Origin of the sequence: Bordetella genomosp. 6, from assembly GCF_002119705.1 — a bacterium.
GTDB lineage: Bacteria > Pseudomonadota > Gammaproteobacteria > Burkholderiales > Burkholderiaceae_B > Bordetella > Bordetella bronchiseptica_F.
In genome coordinates, this window is record NZ_CP021107.1 from 1181704 (window position 1) to 1201718 (window position 20015).

14 protein-coding genes are annotated in these 20015 nt (G+C 69.1%); 6 read left to right on the forward strand and 8 right to left on the reverse strand.

Features of this window, described 5'->3' with window-relative positions; genetic code table 11:
- Positions 1–109: 109 nt before the first annotated feature.
- The 4 genes from metC to CAL11_RS05675 all read left to right on the forward strand — a co-directional run bounded on the left by metC (position 110) and on the right by CAL11_RS05675 (position 5506).
- Positions 110–1261 (forward strand): cystathionine beta-lyase, encoded by a 1152-nt coding sequence (gene metC, locus CAL11_RS05660; RefSeq protein ID WP_086092383.1) that lies wholly within the window; start codon positions 110–112, stop codon positions 1259–1261.
- A gap of 3 nt (positions 1262–1264) precedes the next feature.
- The gene (locus tag CAL11_RS05665) at positions 1265–2293 is read left to right on the forward strand and encodes a M14 family metallopeptidase (protein WP_164872521.1); all 1029 of its coding nucleotides are present in this window, start codon (positions 1265–1267) and stop codon (positions 2291–2293) included.
- Positions 2294–2423: 130 nt separating this feature from the next.
- Positions 2424–3398: a tripartite tricarboxylate transporter substrate binding protein gene (locus CAL11_RS05670; RefSeq protein ID WP_033462661.1), complete on the forward strand. Its 975-nt coding sequence runs from the start codon at positions 2424–2426 to the stop codon at positions 3396–3398.
- Positions 3399–3421: 23 nt separating this feature from the next.
- The gene (locus CAL11_RS05675) at positions 3422–5506 is read left to right on the forward strand and encodes a rhodanese-like domain-containing protein (RefSeq protein WP_086094517.1); all 2085 of its coding nucleotides are present in this window, start codon (positions 3422–3424) and stop codon (positions 5504–5506) included.
- A 70-nt stretch (positions 5507–5576) separates the two neighbouring features.
- Here the strand turns inward: CAL11_RS05675 and CAL11_RS05680 are convergent, their stop codons facing one another.
- The 4 genes from CAL11_RS05680 to CAL11_RS05695 all read right to left on the reverse strand — a co-directional run bounded on the left by CAL11_RS05680 (position 5577) and on the right by CAL11_RS05695 (position 12095).
- On the reverse strand, positions 5577–6569 hold the full coding sequence (locus CAL11_RS05680; protein WP_033462659.1) for a Bug family tripartite tricarboxylate transporter substrate binding protein: 993 nt from the start codon (positions 6567–6569) through the stop codon (positions 5577–5579).
- 108 nt (positions 6570–6677) lie between these two features.
- On the reverse strand, positions 6678–8012 hold the full coding sequence (locus CAL11_RS05685; protein WP_033462739.1) for an NAD(P)/FAD-dependent oxidoreductase: 1335 nt from the start codon (positions 8010–8012) through the stop codon (positions 6678–6680).
- 25 nt (positions 8013–8037) lie between these two features.
- Entirely contained in the window at positions 8038–10050 is a 2013-nt protein-coding gene (locus tag CAL11_RS05690) for a hydantoinase B/oxoprolinase family protein (RefSeq protein ID WP_033462656.1), read from the reverse strand.
- Positions 10047–12095 carry a hydantoinase/oxoprolinase family protein gene (locus tag CAL11_RS05695; protein WP_086094518.1) on the reverse strand — a complete coding sequence of 683 codons (2049 nt, stop codon included), beginning with the start codon at positions 12093–12095 and terminating at the stop codon, positions 10047–10049. Before CAL11_RS05695 ends, CAL11_RS05690 begins: the two co-directional genes overlap by 4 nt.
- A gap of 103 nt (positions 12096–12198) precedes the next feature.
- On the opposite strand from CAL11_RS05695, the gene CAL11_RS05700 reads away from it, so the two are divergent.
- Positions 12199–12846: an IclR family transcriptional regulator gene (locus CAL11_RS05700; RefSeq protein WP_033462655.1), complete on the forward strand. Its 648-nt coding sequence runs from the start codon at positions 12199–12201 to the stop codon at positions 12844–12846.
- Between the two features lie 139 nt (positions 12847–12985).
- Positions 12986–13480: an azurin gene (gene azu / locus CAL11_RS05705; protein WP_003813974.1), complete on the forward strand. Its 495-nt coding sequence runs from the start codon at positions 12986–12988 to the stop codon at positions 13478–13480.
- A 43-nt stretch (positions 13481–13523) separates the two neighbouring features.
- Here the strand turns inward: azu and CAL11_RS05710 are convergent, their stop codons facing one another.
- Genes CAL11_RS05710 through CAL11_RS05725 form a run of 4 tightly spaced genes read right to left on the reverse strand, consistent with a single transcriptional unit; the run spans position 13524 to position 19901 of the window.
- Positions 13524–14195: a helix-turn-helix transcriptional regulator gene (locus tag CAL11_RS05710; RefSeq protein ID WP_033462653.1), complete on the reverse strand. Its 672-nt coding sequence runs from the start codon at positions 14193–14195 to the stop codon at positions 13524–13526.
- 13 nt (positions 14196–14208) lie between these two features.
- Positions 14209–15672, reverse strand: a complete 1464-nt coding sequence (locus CAL11_RS05715) for an efflux transporter outer membrane subunit (protein ID WP_086092384.1) — start codon at positions 15670–15672, stop codon at positions 14209–14211.
- Positions 15669–18782, reverse strand: coding sequence for a MexW/MexI family multidrug efflux RND transporter permease subunit (locus CAL11_RS05720; protein WP_086092385.1), 3114 nt, complete (start codon positions 18780–18782; stop codon positions 15669–15671). The genes CAL11_RS05715 and CAL11_RS05720 overlap by 4 nt, the downstream gene beginning before the upstream one ends.
- 12 nt (positions 18783–18794) lie before the next feature.
- Positions 18795–19901: an efflux RND transporter periplasmic adaptor subunit gene (locus CAL11_RS05725; protein WP_086092386.1), complete on the reverse strand. Its 1107-nt coding sequence runs from the start codon at positions 19899–19901 to the stop codon at positions 18795–18797.
- Between the last annotated feature and the right edge of the window lie 114 nt (positions 19902–20015).

A 20015-nucleotide genomic window follows, 5' to 3' on the forward strand; every position in this document is an offset into this window, starting at 1 on the left:
CTGTGCCCGATGCATGCGCGGGCGCGGACGCGCATTTCGCTCCTGCCCGGGCGCCGGCTGTCGCGCCGCGGGCGGGCCCGTCGGAACACTTTCACTTCTGCAGGTGCTCATGAAGTTCGATACGCTGCTGACCCATGGCGGTCGCGACCCGAAGGCGCACAAGGGGATGGTGAACACGCCCGTCTACCGCACCTCAACCGTTGTATTCGAGTCCATGGCCGAGTACAAGGCAACCCGTGGCGCGAAGTTCGACCACGTGCGCTACGGCCGGCTCGGCACGCACACCGTCAAGGAGCTGGAGAACCTGGTGGCCGCCATCGAGGGCGGCCACCGGGCGGTACTCACGCCCTCGGGCGTTTCGGCCATCGCCACGACCCTCAATACCCTGGCCCGCCCGGGCTCGCACATCCTGGTGCCGGACAACGTCTATTACCCGTGCCGCGAGTTCTGCGAAAAGGTGCTGGCGCCGCGCGGCGTGCGGGTCGAGTACTACACCGGTTCGGAGGTCGAGCATCTGGTCCGGCCCGATACCTCGGTCGTGTACTGCGAGAGCCCTGGCTCGCTGACCATGGAAATGCAGGATTTCGCCAGCATCGCCGCCGCCGCGCACGCGGTCGGCGCCAAGGTGGTGGCCGACAACACGTGGGCGACGCCGGTATTCCTGCAGCCGTTCGAGCACGGTATCGATGTTTCCATCCATGCCGCCACCAAGTACCTGGTGGGCCATTCGGACGTCATGATGGGGACCGTGACGGCGCACGATCCGGAACTGTGGCTGGCCATCCGTACGGAAGCGGCCGCGCAAGGCTTGTCCATCAGTCCCGACGACGCCTATCTGGCCACGCGCGGCATCCGCACGCTGGGGGTGCGCATGGCGGCGCACTACCGCAACGCGCTGGACGTGGCGCAATGGCTGGCCGGGCATCCGCGGGTGGCGCAGGTGCTGTATCCGGCGCTGCCGCAGCATCCCGACCACGCGCTGTGGCGCCGGCAGATGCGCGGCGCCTCGGGCTTGCTGACCATCGAACTCCAACCCTGCAGCCCGGCGCAGCGCGACGCCTTCATCGACCGGCTGACGTTGTTCGCCATCGGCGCGAGCTGGGGCGGCTACGAGAGCCTGGTGCTGCCGGCCGACACCGCCGGCAAGCGCAGCCTGGCGGGCAGGGAGTACGCCGGGCCGCTGGTGCGGCTGCATATCGGGCTGGAAGACGTCGAAGACTTGAAGCGCGACCTGGACCAGGCGCTGCGCAGGGAGGATTGAACCGTGTCGAAAATACAGGATCTGCTGTCCGGCATGCAGCCGGGAACCGTGGCGCATGACTACCTGCCCGTGGGCACCATGAGCTCGGGCATGGCCATCGCCATCCCGGTGACGGTGATCAAGGGGGCGGCGTCCGGGCCCTGCCTGTGGGTCAACGGACAGGTGCATGGCAATGAACTCAACGGCGTGATCGCCGCGGTGGAGCTGGGCCGCCGGGTGGATCCGGCCGCGCTGTCGGGCAGCCTGGTCATCACGCCCACGGCCAACCCCCTGGGGCTGGACAACCGCACCAAGACGGCGCCGCAGGACCTGCAGGACCTGGACCAGACTTTCCCGGGCAATCCGCAGGGGATGGTGACCAACCACATGGCCCATGCCCTGTTCCAGGAAGTGCGCGCGGTGGCCTCGTGCCTGGTCAACATGCACACGATGGGCTCGATCCATGACAGCAAGCCGTACTGTGTCTACAAGGTCTTCCCGGGCAGCGCGGTCACCGAAGCGCAACTGCTGCGCATGACCTCGTTCTTCGAGCCCTCTGTCAGCTGCCGCATGGATGTGGGCGGCGCGGGCGAGCTGCCCGGCAACATCGCCGGCGGGCTGGATTACCAATGCCTGGCCATCGACGTGCCGGCGTTCATGGTCGAGCTGGGCCAGGGCAGCTGGTATACGCCGGAGAACGTCGAGCAGGCGTTGACCGGGCTGCTGCGCCTGGCGGGCCACCTGGGCCTCATCGACAGCGGCGCATCCGCCGGCGCCGCGGCGCCCGCCAGCGTGCGCCGGGTGACCCGGCGCCGCTGGGTGATGGCGCGCCATGGAGGGCTGTTCCTGGCGGCCGGGCGGGCCGGCCAGATCGTGCCGGCCGGCGCGCCGCTGGGCCGCATCATGGATCTGCATGGCGCCGAGGTGGAGGAGGTCGTTCTGGATACCGACTGCATCGTCATCGGCATGCGACGCGATCCGGTGGTGCATACCGGCGACCGCGTGGCATTCGTGGCAACGCAATGGGACCAGGCGGACATCGGCGCCGGCTGAGGCGCAGCTTCACGGTTCCAGTCCATTCCGATTCGAGCAGGTCCGGCGCCGCGGGCGGCGCCGGTGGTTGCGTTCGGCCCGCGCCCGCGGCGCGCGGTCTTTTTCAACGAAGAAACGATGGGGAAATACCATGCAACATACTCTCGCCAAGTATCTGGCCGCCGCCGCCGTCGCGGTACTGCCCTGGACCGCCGGGGCGCAGGACAAGCAGGCCGGGCCCTGGCAGCCTGACGGCCCGGTGACGCTGATCCTGGGCTATGGCGCCGGTGGCGGGCACTATGCCCTGGCCCAGGTGCTGCAGGCCCGCATGGCCGAGGAGCTGGGCCAGCCGCTCATCGTCATGCCCAAGCCGGGCGCCGGCGGCTTGATCGCGACCGAGTTCGTCGCCAACGCGCGGCCCGACGGCCGCACCATCACCTGGTCAGGTCCGGGCGTGCTGACAATCTGGCCGCAGTTGCGCCAGATTTCCTATGACCCCAAGAAGCTGACCCCGGTCAATCTGCTGGTGCAGATGGGCTACATGCTGGTGACCAAGCCGGGAGAAAGCCGCTGGAACAGCGTGCAGGACGTGATCGACGGCAGCAAGAGTGGCGACGTGACCTATTCGTCGGTGGGCGTGGGCACCTCGAACTCGATGACCGGCCATCTGCTCAATGCCATGACCGGCAGCCGGCTGCGCGAGATCGGCTACAAAGGGGGCGGCCCGGCGCTGATGTCCACCATGGCCGGCGAGACCGACATCGGGTTCGGCGACACGGCCACCCATGAACTGATCGCCGCCGGCCGGCTGCGCGCCATCGCCACCACCACCCGCCAGCGCGAGCCGCGTTTTCCCGACGTGCCGACGGTGGCCGAGACCGTGCCGGGCTACGAGGTGACCAACTGGCTGGGCGTCATCGCGCCGCCGGGCACGCCGCAGCCCATCGTGGATCGTTACCAGCAGATCTTCGCCAAGCTGATGGCCGAGCCGGAGATCGCCAGGCGCGTCAAGGACCTGGGCATGACGCCCGACGTCGGCACGCCGCAGGCGTTCAGCCAGCTGATCGACTCGGAGACGCAGCTGTGGAAGCGCCTGATCCGCGACCAGAACATCAAGGTTGAGTAAGCATGCCGACAGGAGAGCAGATGATGACTACGATGCAACAACGTTACGACGCGGTGAAAGACGCCATGGCGCAGATCGGCCGCCTGGCGGGGCAGCTCGACGGCGAGGCGCTGCGCGAGGCGATCAGCCCGGTGCTGGTCGCCCTGGGCGAGCGCGACGAGCTGTTTCCGCGCCATGAATTCCCGATCCGGGCCGGCAAGCCCGGCGGGCTGTACCAGCTGTGGCGCGGCGAGGGCGGCGACCTGGCCCTGTACGCGTCGGCGGGCAAGACCGGCAAGAAGCAGCCGCCGCATGACCACACCACCTGGGCGGTGATCGCCGGCGTATACGGCGAAGAGCACAACGTATTCTTCGAGCGCACCGACGATGGCTCGCGCCCCGGCTTCGGCGCCTTGCGCCAGATCGACGCCCTGACCGTGGTGCGGGGCAACGCCGCCTGCCTGAGCGGCGAGGTGTTCCACACGATCGAAGTGGTGTCCGAGGAGGATTCGCTGCACCTGCATCTGTACGGCCGCGCGCTCGACACGCTCAGCGGGCGTATCAATTTCGCCACGGAAGAAGGCGGCGCCTATACGCGCTTCATGGCGGTGCCGGAGACCTACGCGCCCTGGATCGCGCCGCGTGACTTGTACGAGATGCTGACCGACGGCGGCGAGCTTGCCATCCTGGACGTGCGCGAGAACGGCGTCTATACCCAGGGGCACCTGTTCCATGCCGCGTCCATGCCGCTGTCGGTGTTCGAACTGCGCGTCGCCGACGGGCTGCCGTCGCCGCACGTGCGCATCGTGGTGATCGACGACGCCGACGGCCTGGCCGAGCAGGCGGTGCGCCTGCTGCACCAGCGCGGCTACCACAATGTGGCGGTGCTGCAGGGCGGACAGCCGGGCTGGAATGCCGCCGGCCTGCCGGTGTATACCGGCGTTTTCGTGCCCAGCAAGGCTTTTGGCGAAGTGGCCGAACACGTCTACGGCACGCCCAGCATCAGCGCCGTCGAGCTCGACGCGCTGCGGCGGCGCGAGGACGTGCTGGTGCTCGACAGCCGCACCGAACAGGAATTCAACCTGATGTCGGTGCCGGGCGCCTATTCGTGCCCGGGCGCCGAGCTGGTGGCGCGCGCGCTGGACCATGCCGGCCCCATCGTCGTCAACTGCGCCGGCCGCACCCGCTCCATCATCGGCGCGCAGTCGCTGCGCAATGCCGGCAAGACGGATGTGCGCGCCCTGGAGAACGGCACGATGGGCCAGCACCTGGCCGGCCTGCCGCTGGAGCGCGGCAAGTCCGCCAGCTACCTGGATCGCCCGGTCGCCGCCGGCGCCGCGCAGGCGGCGCAGGCATGGGCTCGGGGCATGTCCATCGTCACGCTGGACGCGGGCGAGCTGCAGGACATGCTGTCCAATCCCTATCGCACCACGTACCTGTTCGACGCGCGCGATCCGTCATGCTCGGCGCGGGCGACGCTGCCGCGTGCCGTGGCCGCGCCCGGAGGGCAGCTGGTCCAGCAGACGGATCACTACGCGCCGGTGCGCAATGCGCGCATCGTGGTGTTCGACACCGACGGCGTGCAGGCGCCGATGACCGCCGGCTGGCTGCACCAGATGGGCTGGGAAGTCTACCTGCACCGGCCCGAGGCGGCGGCGCTGGTCGCGCCGCCGCGCGTCGAGTGCGACGATGAGCGCGGCGTGCCGGTCGATGCCATCGCGGCGGACGCCGTGATTATCGACGTGGGGGATTCGCGTGCCTATCGCGCCGCCCATCTGGCCGGCGCCGCCTGGGCGCCGCGCTCGCGCCTGCCGGCCTTGCTGGCGCAGCGCAAGCCCGCCGGGCCGCTGCTGTTCACGTGCACGGACGGCCGCGTCTCGCGGCTGGCGGCGGCCGACGCCGCCGCGCTGGGCTATCGGGCCGCCTATCTGAAGGGGGGCACTTCGGCGCTGGGGGCGGACCGGCTGCGCGGCGACGCGCCGCGGTTCCTGACCGAGGTGATCGATGTCTGGTACCGGCCCTATGACCGCGAGACCGGCATCGAGGAGGCCATGCACCAGTACCTGAGCTGGGAAACCGGTCTGCTGGACAAGGTCCGGTCCGATCCCACCGTGGCGTTTCGCATCTGAACGCGGCGACGGCCCCGCGCCCGAGGGCGCGCGGGGCCGTCGCCGGCCGGTGGGCGCTGCCCGGGGTGGCTCAGCTGGGCGTGATGCCGGCCGCTTCCACGAACGATTTCCAGCGCTGCTTGTCCTGCTGCACGAAGGCGTCGATTTCGGCGGGGGTGGCCGGCGGGTAGGTCAGAAAGCCCTGGTCCACGTAGGTCTTCTGTACCGAAGGCTTGGCGATGGTCTGCTGGAACTCGTGGTTCAGCTTCTGGACGATCTCCGCCGGTGTCTTGCGCGGCGCGAACACCGCATGCCAGGTGACGACTTCGTAGTCGCTGCCGATCACGCTGGCGATGGTCGGCAGCTTGGGGGCCCAGGGCAGGGGCTCGGCGCTGGAGACGGCCAGGGCGGTCAGCTTGCCGGCCCTGACCAGCGGGTCGACGACCGACCAGGCGTCGATGTGAAAGGTATTGCGTCCGGCCGCCAGGTCGGACATCGCCGTCATGTCCTTGTAGGGAACATGCAGCACGCCCGGCGCGCCGATCTTCTTGGTGAAGATCGCGCTGGCGATGTGGCTGGACGTGCCGATGCCATACGAGCTGTAGCTGCACTGCTGCTGGTTGTTGCGCAGGTAGTCGATGAAGGCCTGCGGGGTCTTGATGCCGAGGCCGGCGTTGACCACCAGCACCAGGGGCAGCTTGGCGGTGCGCGAGACGGCCGCGAAATCCTTGTCGGGATCGAAGGGCAGGGTGCGGTAGACGTACGGGTTGATGCAGAACGGCGTGGCCGTGGAATAAAGCAGGGTGGTGCCGTCAGGGCGGGAAATGCCGACCTGGCGGGTGCCGATGTTGCCGGCCGCGCCGGGCTTGTTCTCGACAATGAACTTGCCGCCCAGGCGTTCGCTGACGTCGTTGACCAGCAGGCGGGCGATGACATCGGTGCTGCCGCCCGAGCCGTACGGCACGACGACGGTGACCGGGCCGGCGGGGTAGGCGCCTGCCTGCGCCAGGGCAAGCCGGGGCAGGGCGGCGGCTCCGCACAGGCCGGTCAGTACTCTCAATGCATTGCGACGCTGATTGTTCATGGAGCGCTCCATAGATATTTTGCCGGTCCGCTTCGGCGGCCGGGGCATCCGGACGGTGCGAGGCCCTGGCCGGGTGGATGAGCGAAAGCCGGTGTCTGCGCCCGCTGTTCAGCGGGCCCTCCAGTGGTCGTAGGCATCCCGCGCCTGGTACCAGCTGCCGATCGCGAACAGGAACCACGGGTTGCCGAAGTAGAAAGGATGGCCTGGAATTTCCCCCATATCGAATGCGTTGATCGGTTCGCCCGACTGCGTGGCGATCTTGCGGCCGACGCAGTGGCCCAGGTAACTCATCATGGCCACGCCGCTGCCATTGCAGCCCAGCGCGTAATGCAGGCCGTCGGCGCCGCCGATGTGGGGCATCGAGTCCAGCGTCATGGCGACGTTGCCGCCCCAGCTATGGGTGATGCGCGTGCCGGCCAGTTGCGGAAAGCGCTTGAGCATGGCGCGGTACAGCAGCCGGGCGGTGGTCGCCTCGTCGGTGGGTACGAAGCGCGCGCGTCCGCCGAACAGCAGCCGTCGCCCGTCAGGCGAGAGCCGGTAGTGGTTGACGACGCGGCGCGACTCGGACACGGCCCGATTGGTCGGCAGCAGGCTGGCGGCGAGATCCGGCGACAGCGCTTCGGTGGCGATCATGTGGGTGCACACCGGCACGATGCGGCGCTTCAGGCCGCCGAGGTTGGCGCCCGTATAACCGTTGGTGGCGATGACCACCTGGCCGGCCCGCACGGCGCCCCGCGCGGTATGGACGTCGTAGCCGCCGGCGCGGCGCTCGATGCGTTCGACCGGCGTGCGGCCAAACACGCGCGCGCCCGCGTCGCGCGCCGCCCGCAGCATGCCGCCATAGAGCTGGGCGGGTTGCAGGTGGCCGGCGTGCTCGATCAGCGCGGCGCCGTGGTACACGGACGAGCCGATCTCGGCGGCCAGCTCCTCGCGCGGGATCATGCGCGCCTGCGATCCGGTGCAGGCATTGAGCTGGTCCAGGCGCGCCTGCCAGCTTTGGTAGTGCGCGGGCACCCACATGGTGGTGAGCCGCCCCGTGCGGTGCCAGCCGCACTCGATGGCGTGCCGTTCGATCAATGATTCGACATAGGCCATCGAGGCCGCGGCGTCGCGCAGCCGCGCGGCCAGGCGTTCGGCGCGCTGGCCGGCGCTTTCGCCGACCGCGGCGAGCGCCTTTTTCTGCACGTTGACGCCGCCCGACACCTGCCCGCCCGAACGGGTGCTGGCGCCTTCGCCAGGGCGGCCGGCCTCCAGCACCACGGCCTCGATGCCGGCCTCGCGCAGGGCCAGGGCGCAGCACACGCCGGTGTAGCCGCCGCCCACGATGAGCACGTCGGCGCCGGCGGGCAGGGCGTCCTCGCCGCATTCGGGCGGCTCGTAGCCCTCCCACCAGTAGGGCCGCCGGCGAAAATCCGGCGCAAAGATATCCCTCGACGCGGCCATGTCCGGCTCCCGCATGGCTGGGCACTCAGGCGGCCGCGCCGCTGGCCGCGGCAATCGCCTGCGGCGAGGGCAGGTCCGCGTAGCGCTGGCTCAATTGCGCATAGAGCCGCTCGATATCCTGCGCGCCGCCGTCCTGCGGCGGGGCCGAGCCGGCCAGCGCCGCGAACATCTGGTGCTTGACGAAATGTCGCCAGCTGACGGGCAGCGCCGCCATGATGCGCGTCATCGCGTCGTAGCGCGCTGGCGTCCAGACCGCCTCGAAGCGAGCGCGGCCCGGGCCATGGTCGAAATGCTCCGGGCCGCCCCGGTCGGCGCGACGCAGTTCGCGGGTGGCCGCCTCGTCCACGCTGAGGTCCGCGCGCACCGCGACGCCATAGGCCTCGCGCGCGCGCTGGCGCGACACGAAACCGCAGCGCACGTCCTCCACCACCTGCTCGACCGGCCGTTCGTGGGGGTGTCCGTAGCCGCCGCCGGCCGGGCCCTGCAGGCGAATGACGTCGCCTGGCGCGCAGTTGACCAGGTCGCTGTTGCGCAGCTCCTCCGGCGCGTCGGAGTCGGGGTTGCGGATGAAGCGCGAGTTGGCGCCCGCCTTGCCGCCCATGACGCCCCAGGCCGCCAGCTCGGAGCGGTTGCGGTTGCGCGCCGTGACCACGCCGTTGGGCGCCAGCAGCCGGAATTCCATCGTGGCCGCGTTGCCGCCGCGCTGGCGGCCGGCTCCGCCGGTGTCCGGCACCAGGCCGTAGCGGATGATCTCGATCGGCACCTCGGCTTCGTTGATCTCCACGGGCGTGTTCTTCAGGAAGGCGTTGTTGGCGCCGCAGCCTTCGACGCCGTCGTATTCCGGCCCGCCGCCGGCGCCGCCGCCGCAGGGGCCGATCGACGACAGCACCTGGCGGCCTTCGCGCGTGGCGGTCTTGACGTTGAGCAGCGTCGAGCCGCCGGCCGGGCAGGCCGGCAGGCGATCGGGCATGGCGCGGCTGAAGACGCCGAAGGTGCAGGCCTGGATGACCGCCGCCATCAGGCTGCGCATGCCCACCGCCGCCGGCGCCTGCGGGTTGACCACCGTGCCTTCCGGCAGGACGGCATGGCAGGGCCGCACGCTGCCGGCGTTGAGCACGTTGCGCGGCGCCAGGGTATGCATGACGTAGATCAGGCCGACCGTGATCACCGAATGGTGGCCGTCGCCGCCGGTCGGAACGTTCAGCGACGAGGCGACCTGCGGGTCGCTGCCAGTGAAATCCAGTTCCAGTTCGTCGCCGCGCACGCGCAGCGTGATATGGATGCGGCACGGGTAGCCGCCCACGGTATCTTCGTCGGCGTACTCGGCGAAGCGGTACTCGCCGTCCGGGATTTCGCGGATCAGGGCGCGCGTCTGTTGCTCGGCGTAATCGAGGATGGCCTCGGCGCCCTGCATGAATTCGTCCACGCCGAACCGGTCGATGATCTCGTGCACCTTGCGCTCGCCGACATTGAGCGCCGCGATCTGCGCGTTGAGGTCGCCGCGGTTCTGCTCCGGCATGCGCACGTTGACTTCCATGATGCGCAGCACTTTCTCGTCGATGACGCCGTCGCGCGCCAGCAGCATGGGCGGGATGCGCAGGCCCTCCTGGTGGACCTCGGTCAGGGTGCGCGACAGCGACGCCGGCACGGCGCCGCCCATGTCGGTATTGTGGATGTGGCTGCCGACGAAGCAGACCAGGCGGCCGTCGCGGAACACCGGCTTCCAGACGTGCATGTCCGGGGTATGGGTGGCCACGAAACCGCTGTACGGATCGTTGGTCAGATAGATGTCGCCTTCGCGGTAATCGTCGAACATGGCGATGACGCGGCCATAGTCCAGCCCGGTGTACCAGGTCGCGCCGAAGGTCTTGGGCGAGGCAAAGGTCTTGCCCGCCGGCGTCATCAGTTGCGCCGAGAAGTCCTCGGTTTCCTTCACGAAAGTCGAATAGGCGGTGCGCATCAACGTATAGCCCATCGCCTCGGCGGCGGCGGTGCAGTGGTTGGCGAGCACTTGCAGGCGGAAATTGTCCACGGTCACGACGCGGCTCCTTCGGTGATGCGCAGATTGGCGTACTCGTCGACCCGGCATGCATAGTCGGCCGGGATGACGGTGGTGCAGTCGTCCTGGGTCACGATGGCCGGGCCGGCGAACTGCTGGCCCGCCGCCAGCGCGGTGCGTGCGTACAGCGGCACCTCGTGCCAGGCGCCGTCCAGCCAGACGCGCACCTTGCGTTCGGTGCGCGGCGTGCCTGGGCGCAGCGCATGGCGCGGGAAGGACGGCTTGTCGTTGTTGCCGGCGATGACCACGCGCAGGCTGACGATCTGCACCGGGGCCTGCTCGTCGGCATGCCCGTACAGGCGCCGGTGCATGTCGTGGAAGGCCTGGCCCACCGCCTGCACGTCGCCGGCCTCGATGTGGGCCGGGTCCAGCACGGTATCGATCTCGTACGACTGGCCGCGATAGCGCATTTCGGCCGAGTACACCAGTTCGGCTTCCTCGGCGTGTCCCTGTTCCTGCGCCAGCCATTGGCGCGCGCGCTCGGCCAGGGTGGCGAACTCGTCGCGCACGAAGGCCAGCCGGTCGGCGCTGAGGTCGGTGTACACGGTTTTCAGGAAGTCGCTCTTGAGGTCGGCGATCAGTCCGCCCAGCGCGCTGAGGGTGCCGGGCGAGGGCGGAACCACGATCTCGCGGACCTTGAGTTCGCGCGCCAGGAAGCAGCCCAGCATCGGGCCCGCGCCGCCGAAGGCCAGTACGGCATACTCGCGCGGATCGATGCCGTAGCGCGACACCAGGCCGCTGACTTCCGAGTACATGCCGGAGACGGCGATCTGGATGATGGCCTCGGCCGTTTCCTCGATGCCGCGGCCCAGCCTGTCGGCCAGCTCGCCCACCGCCTGGCGCGAGGCGTCGGCATCGACCGTGACGGCCTGGTAGCCCAGTTCGGAATGGCCGACCAGTCCGCAGCAGACGAAAGCGTCGGTAATGGTGGCGCGCGTGCCCCCGCGCCGATAGCAGGCGGGGCCCGGATGCGAGCCCGCGCTTTCCGGACCCACCTTGAGCACGCCCAGCGGGTCCACCCAGGCGATGGAGCCGCCGCCTTCGCCGACCGAGGAAACCGAGACGGACGGAATGTAGATCTGGAAATCGCCGATCAGCTCGCCCACGCCGTATTGCGGCTTGCCGTCGACGATGACCGCGATGTCGGCGCTGGTGCCGCCGATGTCCAGGCTCAGGCAGCGCGGCAGGCCGGCCGTTGCCGCGACGTGGCTGGCGCCGATGACGCCGGCGGCGGTGCCCGACAGGATCATCTGCACGCAATCGCGCTTGCCCTGCTCGGCGGTCATCACGCCGCCGTTGGATTTGGTCAGGCGCGGCTCGGGCTGCACGCCGGCGTTCTTCAGCGCCTGTTGCAGCGACGTCAGGTAATGGGCGACGCGCGGCTGCACATAGCCGCCGATCACGGCGGTGATGGTGCGCTCGTATTCGCGGATGATGGGCCAGGTCTCGCTGGAACACGACACCGGCAGGCCCGGCGCCAGCGCTTCGGCGATTTCACGCACGCGCAGTTCATGCGCCGGGTTGCGGTACGCGTGCAGCAGCGAGACCACGATGCCTTCGGCGCCCGCGTCCAGCGCCTGCCGGACCGCGCGCTCCACGCTGGCCTCGTCCAGCGGCGCGCGCACCGTGCCGTCGGGCCCCATGCGCTCGGCGATGCCGAACACCATGCTGCGCTTGACCAGCGGCGCGGGCCGCCGCGACAGCAGGTGATACATGTCGGGGGTTTTCAGCCGCGCCAGTTCGAGCACGTCGCTGAAGTTCTCGGTGGTGAACAGCGCCAGCTTCAGGCCCTTGCGCTGGATGACCGTATTGATGCCGACCGTGGTGCCGTGCGTGAAGTAAGTGATCTGCGCGGGCTGGATGCCGTAGCGCTCGCCCAGCATGCGGACCCCGGCGATGACTTCTTCGCCCGGCTGGTCGGGCCGCGAAAAGACCTTGAGACTCTTGATTTCGCCGCTGTCTTCGTCGAACACGGCGAAATCGGTGAATGAGCCGCCGATATCGACGCCTACCCTGTACCCCATGGTGCCCCCATCGATGTGGCGCAAAGTCGATAAACGCTTGCAAAGTACCTGCGAGTCGCTTAAACTTTCCGCTAGGTGAACAATATTTTCATGCAGTGGTCAAATGAATGATAATCGCTCGGTCCAGAGGTGTCTAGCGCTGCTGCGCAGTTTCCGCAGCGGTCCCGGGCAATCGCTCACCGCCTTGTCCAAGGCGGTCGACCTGCCGCACTCCACCGTGCTGCGCTTTCTGACCACGCTCGAGAGCGAAGGCTATGTGCGCAAGGAAGGCACCTTGTGGTCGTTGACGCCCCAGCTGCTGGAGATCGGCTTCGCCGCGCTGGCCAATACCGGGGTCAACGATGTGATCCAGTCCGCCTTGCAGGACCTGGCGGACCAATGCGCGGGCACGGCCAATATCGGCGAGCGCAGCAAGGACGAGGTCATCATCATCGCGCGGGCCAGTTCGGAGGCCGAGCGGCGCAAGATCCTGGTGGTCAATCTGCGCGTGGGCAATGCGCTGCCGCCGGCCAGCGCGCTGTGCTCGGCGCTGGACCTGCCCGAAGACCAGTGGGCGATCGCCCGATATCCCGAGCGCAAGGTCACCACCGTGGGGGTCGCGCTCTTCTCCAGCCAGGCGCGCGGTCTTTCATTGGGCCTGTCCGTCAACGACGACGACTACGACATGCCGCGCATCGAGGCCGAGGTCCTGCCGCGCCTGCGCGCGCAACGCGACCATATCCGGCGTCTGATGCGCCTGGGCGAGATGTAGTCCGCGTTGCCATTCCCCTTGTCCCTGCATGGATTTCGCGGCGCGGCGCGGGCCGGCCCCATTGTTTGATGGCGCGCAAACGGGCGCGCCGCGCGCCTTTCCCTTTGCGCGCGCGGGGGCGTAAAGTAGGGATTGCCCGATGCGCGGTCGCGCGTCGCACAATGTGTTGATGGAGGACGTTATGTTCAAGCAGGTATTGGGTGGCATGGCCTTGATGGCGGCGTTCAGCGCGCCGGTTCTCGCGGCCGAATGCTCGGTGGACATCGCCGGCACGGACCAGATGCAGTTCGACAAGAAGGCCATCGAGGTCAGCAAGTCGTGCAAGCAGTTCACGGTCAACCTCAAGCACACCGGCAAGCTGCCCCGCAACGTCATGGGGCACAACTGGGTGCTGACCAAGACGGCCGACATGCAGGCGGTCGAGAAGGATGGCATAGCCGCGGGCCTGGACAACCAGTACCTGAAAGCCGGCGATACGCGCGTGCTTGCGCACACCAAGGTGCTGGGCGGCGGCGAGTCGGATTCGGTGACGTTCGACGTGGCCAAGCTGGCCGCGGGCGATGACTACACGTTCTTCTGCTCGTTCCCCGGCCATGGCGCCCTGATGAAGGGCACCCTCAAGCTGGTCGACTGAGCGCCGGCATGGCCCCTGGCGGCGCTGCCGCCGGGGCGCGCTTTCAGGCGGTCCGGCGCAACGGCCTGACCGTATAGGCGCAGCGGCGCGCGCCGGCCAGGATGTGCTCGGCCCGCTCGATCTGAGCCTGCGGGCCGATGACCTCGCGAAACAGGTCCAGTTCGCTGCGGCAGAAACCCATACAGGCTTGCGCCGCCGCGCAGATGGGACAGTGGTTCTCCACCAGCAGGTAGCCATCGTCGGTGGCGACCAATTCGGCCATGTAGCCTTCGCGGCTGCGCACGGCCACCAGGCGCTCCAGGCGCTCGCGCAGGCCGTTGGCGCCCTGCATGGCCTCGGCGTAGCTGGCGCGCATGCTGGCCTCGCGCGCGCCGATCAGCTTGTCGATCCCGCTTTCGCCGAAAACCTGGCGCACCGCGCCCAGCATCTGCACGGTCATCTCGGCGTGCATGTCCGGAAAGCGCGCATGGCCGGCCTGCGTGAGCCGCCATATCTGGGTGGGCCGGCCGCGGCCGGCCGAACGCGTTTCGGCGTCCACCAGGCCTTCGACCTGCAGGCGCGCCATTTGCTGGCGCACCGCCTCGGCCGTCACGTCCAGCACCTCGGCGATGGCCGCGATGCCTTGCGGGCCGCGCGTCTTTAGCGTCATGAGAATGCGCTCGGCCGGCTGGTGCGGGACCCAGTGCGTGCTGGCAGGGGCGGATTGGTCGGGCATGGCGGTGGGCGTCTCAGGGGCTGGCCGGCAGGGCGGCGGTGCGGTCGGAACGGGCGGGCGCGGCGGCGTCGGCATTCCAGCCTCCGCCCAGGGCCTTGTAGAGCGCGACCAGGCTGGTATACGACTCCGACTCGGATTGCGCCACGGCATCCTGTGCGCGCAAAAGAGTACGCTGCGCGTCCAGCACCGTCAAATACGGCGCGGCCCCTTCACGATAGCGCGTTTGCGCCAGGTCGGCGGCGCGCTGGCTCTGCGTGGCGCTGTCGAGCAGGTCGCGCAGCCGCTGCTGGTTCTGCCCGTAGCGCGTCAATGCGCCTTCCACTTCCTCGATGGCCTGCAGCGCCACCTGCTCGTAGCGCGCCCGCGCCGCGTCGTGCCGGGCCTGGCTGGCGCGCAGTTGCGCCTGGATGCTGCCCAGGTGCAGCGCCGGCCAGCTGATCGTCGGCGCCAGCGCGAAGGCCTTGCTGCCGGCCTGCGCCAGGTCGCCGCCGCGCAAGGCAATGAAGCCGAGGAATCCGCCCAGGTCGATGCGCGGATACAGTTCGGCGGTGATGGCGCCGACATCGGCGTTGGTGGCCGCCAGCAGGCGCTCGGCGGCGCGCACGTCGGGGCGGCGTTGCAGCAGCATGGCCACGTCGCCGATGGGCAGTTGCGCGGCCAGCGGCGCCAGCGGTCGCTCCTGGCGCAGCTCGCCCAGTTCGGCGGGCCGCATGGCCGCCAGGACGGCGATGCGGTACTGGGCCAGGCGCCGCTGGGTCTCCAGCGGCGCGAGCAGCGCCCGCGTGCCGGCCAGCTCGGCACGCGCGCTGGCCAGGTCGCCGGCATAGCCGCGGCCGGTTTCCACCAGCGCCGCGGTGACGCGCAGCGTTTCCTGCTGGGTGGCGAGGTTGGCGCGCGCCACGGCCAGGCGCTGCTCGGCGCCGCGCATCTCGAAATAGTTGCGCGCCAGCTCGGCCACCACCACCAGGCGCGTCTGGGCCAGGTCGGCGGCGGCGGCCTGGTCGCGCGCGGCCGCGGCCTCGGCCCGCCGTTGCAGCCGGCCGAACAGATCGATTTCCCAGGTCGCGTCGAAACCCGCGCGGTAGCTTTGCGCGAGGTTGCGCTGGTCGGGGCCCGGGTTGATCTGCGACAGGCTGCGCGTGTAGCCGCCGGCCGCGGTCACGGTCGGCCAGCGGTCCAGCTCCTTTTCGTCGAGCGCGGCGCGCGCTTCGCGCAGGCGCGCCTGCGCCTGGCGGATATCGAGATTGCGCGCCAGCGCCAGGCCGATCAAGGCGTCCAGCCGGGCATCCTGCAGCTGGCGCCACCAGTCGCGTTGTACCTGGTCGGCCGAGAACAGCGCCTGCTCGGGGCTGGCCAGCTTCACCGGCGCGGGCGTGGGCGCCTGGTACCGCGGCCCTACAGCGCAGCCGGCCAGCGCCAGCGCGGCAAGCAGCGCGCCGGCGTTACGTGCAAGAGTCGTCGGGGCGGAATGCGTCATGATGCGGTCTCGTGTGCGGGGGAGGCGGCGCCCGCCCGGGCGTCCAGCCGCGCCAGTTCGCGGGCGCGCGCGGATTGGCCGGCGGCGCGGTGGTCGCGCGCCAGCAGGGTGTACATGGTGGGCAGCACGAACAGGGTGAACAGGGTGCCCACCAGCATGCCCACCACGATCACCAGCCCGAGGCTGAAGCGGCTATGCGCGCCGGCGCCGCTGGCGAACAGCAGCGGGACCAGGCCCACCACCATGGCGGCCGTCGTCATCAGGATGGGGCGCAGCCGGATGCGCGCGGCCCGCTCCATGGCGGCGCGGCGATCCAGCCCGGCATGCGCCTGCATCTCGTTGGCGAACTCCACCATCAGGATGCCGTGCTTGCTGATCAGGCCGATCAGGGTCACCAGGCCGATCTGGGTATAGATGTTGATGGTGGCCATGCCGAGCGCCAGCGGGATGAGGGCGCCGCAGATCGACATCGGCACGCTGATCAGGATGATCAGCGGATCGCGCAGGCTTTCGTACTGGGCGGCCAGGACCAGGTAGATGACGATGATGGCGAACAGGAACGTCACCACCAGCGCCGAGCCCTCCTGGCTGTACTGGCGAGCGTCGGACTGCCAGTCATGGCTGAAGCCCGGCGGCAGCAGGCGCGCCTGTTCGGTAAGGAACTGCACGGCGTCGCCCATGGTCACGCCGGGCATGGGAATGGCCTGGAAGGTGGCGGAGTTGAGCTGGTCGAACTGGGTCAGCCGGTTGGGCTCGACGCCCATCGAGATTTTCGCCAGCGTGGCCAGCGGCACCTGCGCGCCGCTGGCGCTCTTGACGTAGAACTGGCCCAGCGACTGCGGCGTCAGGCGCATGCCGCGCGGGCTTTGCGGAATCACGTCGTACGAGCGCCCGTCCATGCCGAAGCGATTGACGTAGTTTTCGCCCACCAGCACGGCCAGCGTATCGCCGATGGCCTTCATGGTGACGCCCAGGCTGTTGGCCTTGGCGCGGTCGATGTCCACCCGCACCACCGGATTGTTGTAGTCCAGGTCGCTGTCGACCACCATGAACAGGCCGCTTGCGCGCGCGGCCTGTTTCAGGTTTTCCATGGCGTCGTAGACCACGCGGTAGTCGGCCGCGCTCATCAGCACCATCTGCACCGGCAGGCCGCCGGTCGAGCCGGGCAGCGACGGCAGCTGGAAGGCGAAGGTGTTGCTGCCCTCGATCGCGTTGACGCGGTTTTGCAGATCCCCCTGGATCTCGTCGGCCGAGCGTTCGCGCTCCTGCCACGTAACCAGGTTCACCCCGCCGATGCTGTTGGCCACGCCGTCCGAGCCGTTGATGAGCCAGCGGCCGTTCTGCTCGGGAATTTCCCGCATGACGGCGTCCCACTTCTGGCCGAATTGCTCGACGTAGTCGATATTGGCGTGCTGGGGCGATTTGACGGCGGTCAGGATCATGGCCTGGTCTTCCACCGGCGCCAGCTCGCGCTGCGCGCTGCCGTACAGCACCGGCAGGCTCGCCAGCACCACGACGGCGATCAGGCCGGTCACCCAGCGATGGCGCAGCGACACATCGAGCACGCGCCCATAGGCGTCGCCCAGGCGCTGGAAGAAGTGCTCGGCCTTGCGCGCCATCCAGCCGTCGGATACGCGGCTGTTCAGCAGGAACGAACTCATCACGGGCGAAAGCGTGAGGGCGATCACCCCCGACACGCCCACGGCCGCGGCCAGCGTGAAGGCGAATTCCCTGAACAGCGAACCGGTCAGTCCTCCCATCAGGCCGATGGGCGCGTACACGGCGGCCAGCGTGAGGGTCATGGCGATCACCGGCCCGGCCACCTCGCGCGCCCCGACCAGGGCGGCGTGCACCGGCGACTTGCCCTCCTCGATATGGCGATGCACGTTCTCCACCACGACGATTGCGTCGTCGACCACCAGCCCGATGGCCAACACCATCGCCAGCAGCGTCAACAGATTGATGGAAAATCCCAGGGACAGCATGATGGCGGCCGCGCCCAGCATGGACAGCGGAATCGTCACCACCGGGACCAGCACCGCGCGCAGCGAACCCAGGCACAGGAAGATCACCGCCACCACGATGAGCACCGCCTCGAGCAGCGTGTTGCGCACTTCGTCGATCGAGGCATTGATGAAGCGCGCCAGCTCGAAGGGAACCTGCACTTCGACGCCGGGCGGCAGGTTCTGCTTGATGCCGGGCAGCAGGGCGTTGATGCGTTCGACAATGGTCAGCGGATTGCCGACCGGCGTGGCGTTCAGGCCGAAGTAGACAGCCTTCTCGCCGTCCATGCGGGCGCTGGAGTCGTACGAGGCGGCGCCCAGTTCCACCGTGCCCACGTCGCCCAGCCGCACGACGGCGCCGTCGACCTGGCGCACCACCATGTCGCGGAAATCGGCCAGACTGTTCAGGTCCGTATTGACCTGGATGTTCGATACCACGTACAGCCCCTTGGTCTGGCCGGGCGCGGCCTGCACGTTGTTGTCCCGCAGCGCCTGCGCGATCTCGCCCGCCGAGATGCCGCGCGCGGCCATGCGGGCGGGGTCGAGCCAGACGCGCATCGCCAGGGTCTGGCCGCCGTACAGGTCCACGCTGGCCACGCCGTCGATGGACGAGAGCTGCGGCTGCACCACGCGCTGCAGGTAATCGGTCAGCGCGGGAATCGGCATGGTCTTGCTGGAAAAGCCCACGTAGGCCACCGAGGTGGCCTCGCCCGAGGACTTGGCCAGGACCGGGTCGTATATCTCCCGCGGCAGCCGGTACTTGACCTGGTTGACCTTGGCCATGATCTCGGTGAGCGCCTTGTTGGAGTCGGCGTTCAGCTTCATGCGCACGGTGATCAGGCTGCGCCCCTGCGTGGACGAGGACGAGAGATAGTCGATGTTCTCGACCGTCGCCACGGCCTGGGCGATGGGCTGGGTCACGAAACCCTGCATCAGCTCGGGCGAGGCGCCCGGGTACTGGGTGGTGATGGTAATGGTGGTGTTTTCGGTCAGCGGGTACTGGCGCACCGGCAGTTCGCCGGTGGCGCGCAGGCCCAGCAGCAGGATCAGGGTGCTGACCACCAGGGCCAGCACCGGGCGGCGCACGAACAGATCGGTGAATGTCATGGTCGGCCCCGTTCAATGACCGGCCAGCGCCATGCCGCCGCCGGCGGCCAGCGTGTCCTGGCCGGCGATCTCGACCGCCGCGCCGTTGTGCAGCCGCAACTGGCCCGAGGTCACGACCCGCTGTCCGGCCTGCAGTCCCTCGGTCACCACGATGCGGCTGTCCACCCGTTCGGCGGTCTTGACGAACACCTGCCGCACCGTCGCGGGCCGGGCGCTGTCGTCCACGACATAGACCGAGTCGCCATAGGCGCTGTAGCTCACCGCGGTTTCCGGCACGGTGATGACGCCGGGGCGTTCGGGCAGCGCCACGCGGGCATTCACGTACATGCCGGGCGCCAGCGCGCCGTCCGGGTTGGGCAGGGTGGCGCGCACCAGCAGGGTGCGGGCCTGTGCCGACACCTGCGGTTCTATGGTGCTGACCACGCCGTCGAACACCCGGCCCGGATACGCATCGACGCCGATGCGGACGGCCTGGCCGGTCCTGATGTCGCGCAGCGCCTGTTCCGGCAATGTGATGTCCGCGTACATGGTGCGGGCGTCGGTCAGCGACACGATCGGCTCGCCGGCGCGCACGAACTGGCCCAGATCGACCTGGCGCACCCCGAGCACGCCGTCGAAAGGCGCCCTGATCTGTTTCTGTTCGACCACGGCCTGCACCCGCCGCGCTTCGCCGGCGGCCTGGTCGTAGGCGGCGCGGGCCTGGTCCAGCTGTTCGGCGGTGGCCGCCTGCTGCGGCACCAGGCGGCGCGTACGTTCCAGCACGCTGCGCGCATTGCGCAGCTGCGCCTGCAGGCGCGCCAGGTCGCCCTGTTCGGGGGCGTCGTTCAGTTGCGCCAGCACCTGGCCGGCCCGCACCGTCTGGCCCGACTCGAAGACGATCCGCGCGATGCGCCCGTCCACTTCGGCGGGAACGACCACCTGGCGGCTGGCCTGCAGCGTGCCGATGCCGGCCAGCGTCACCGGCAGCGGCCCCTGCGCCGCGGGGGCGGCCGCGACCTTGATGGGAGCCGTCGTCCAGGCCGGCGCCGAGCCCGCGTCACGCAGGTACAGCCATGCCCCTCCCGCTATTGCCACGGCGGCCGCGATGCCGGCCGCCAGCGTCCCTTTCTTGCTTTTCATGACGCAACCTAATTATCAAAGAATATTCTTGGATAATTAGTCAAAGCGAAGTTGCCGTCAAGAAATTAAAGTTAATCTGACAGATACCGTGGGGTTATTAGGGTTCGGTTTTTG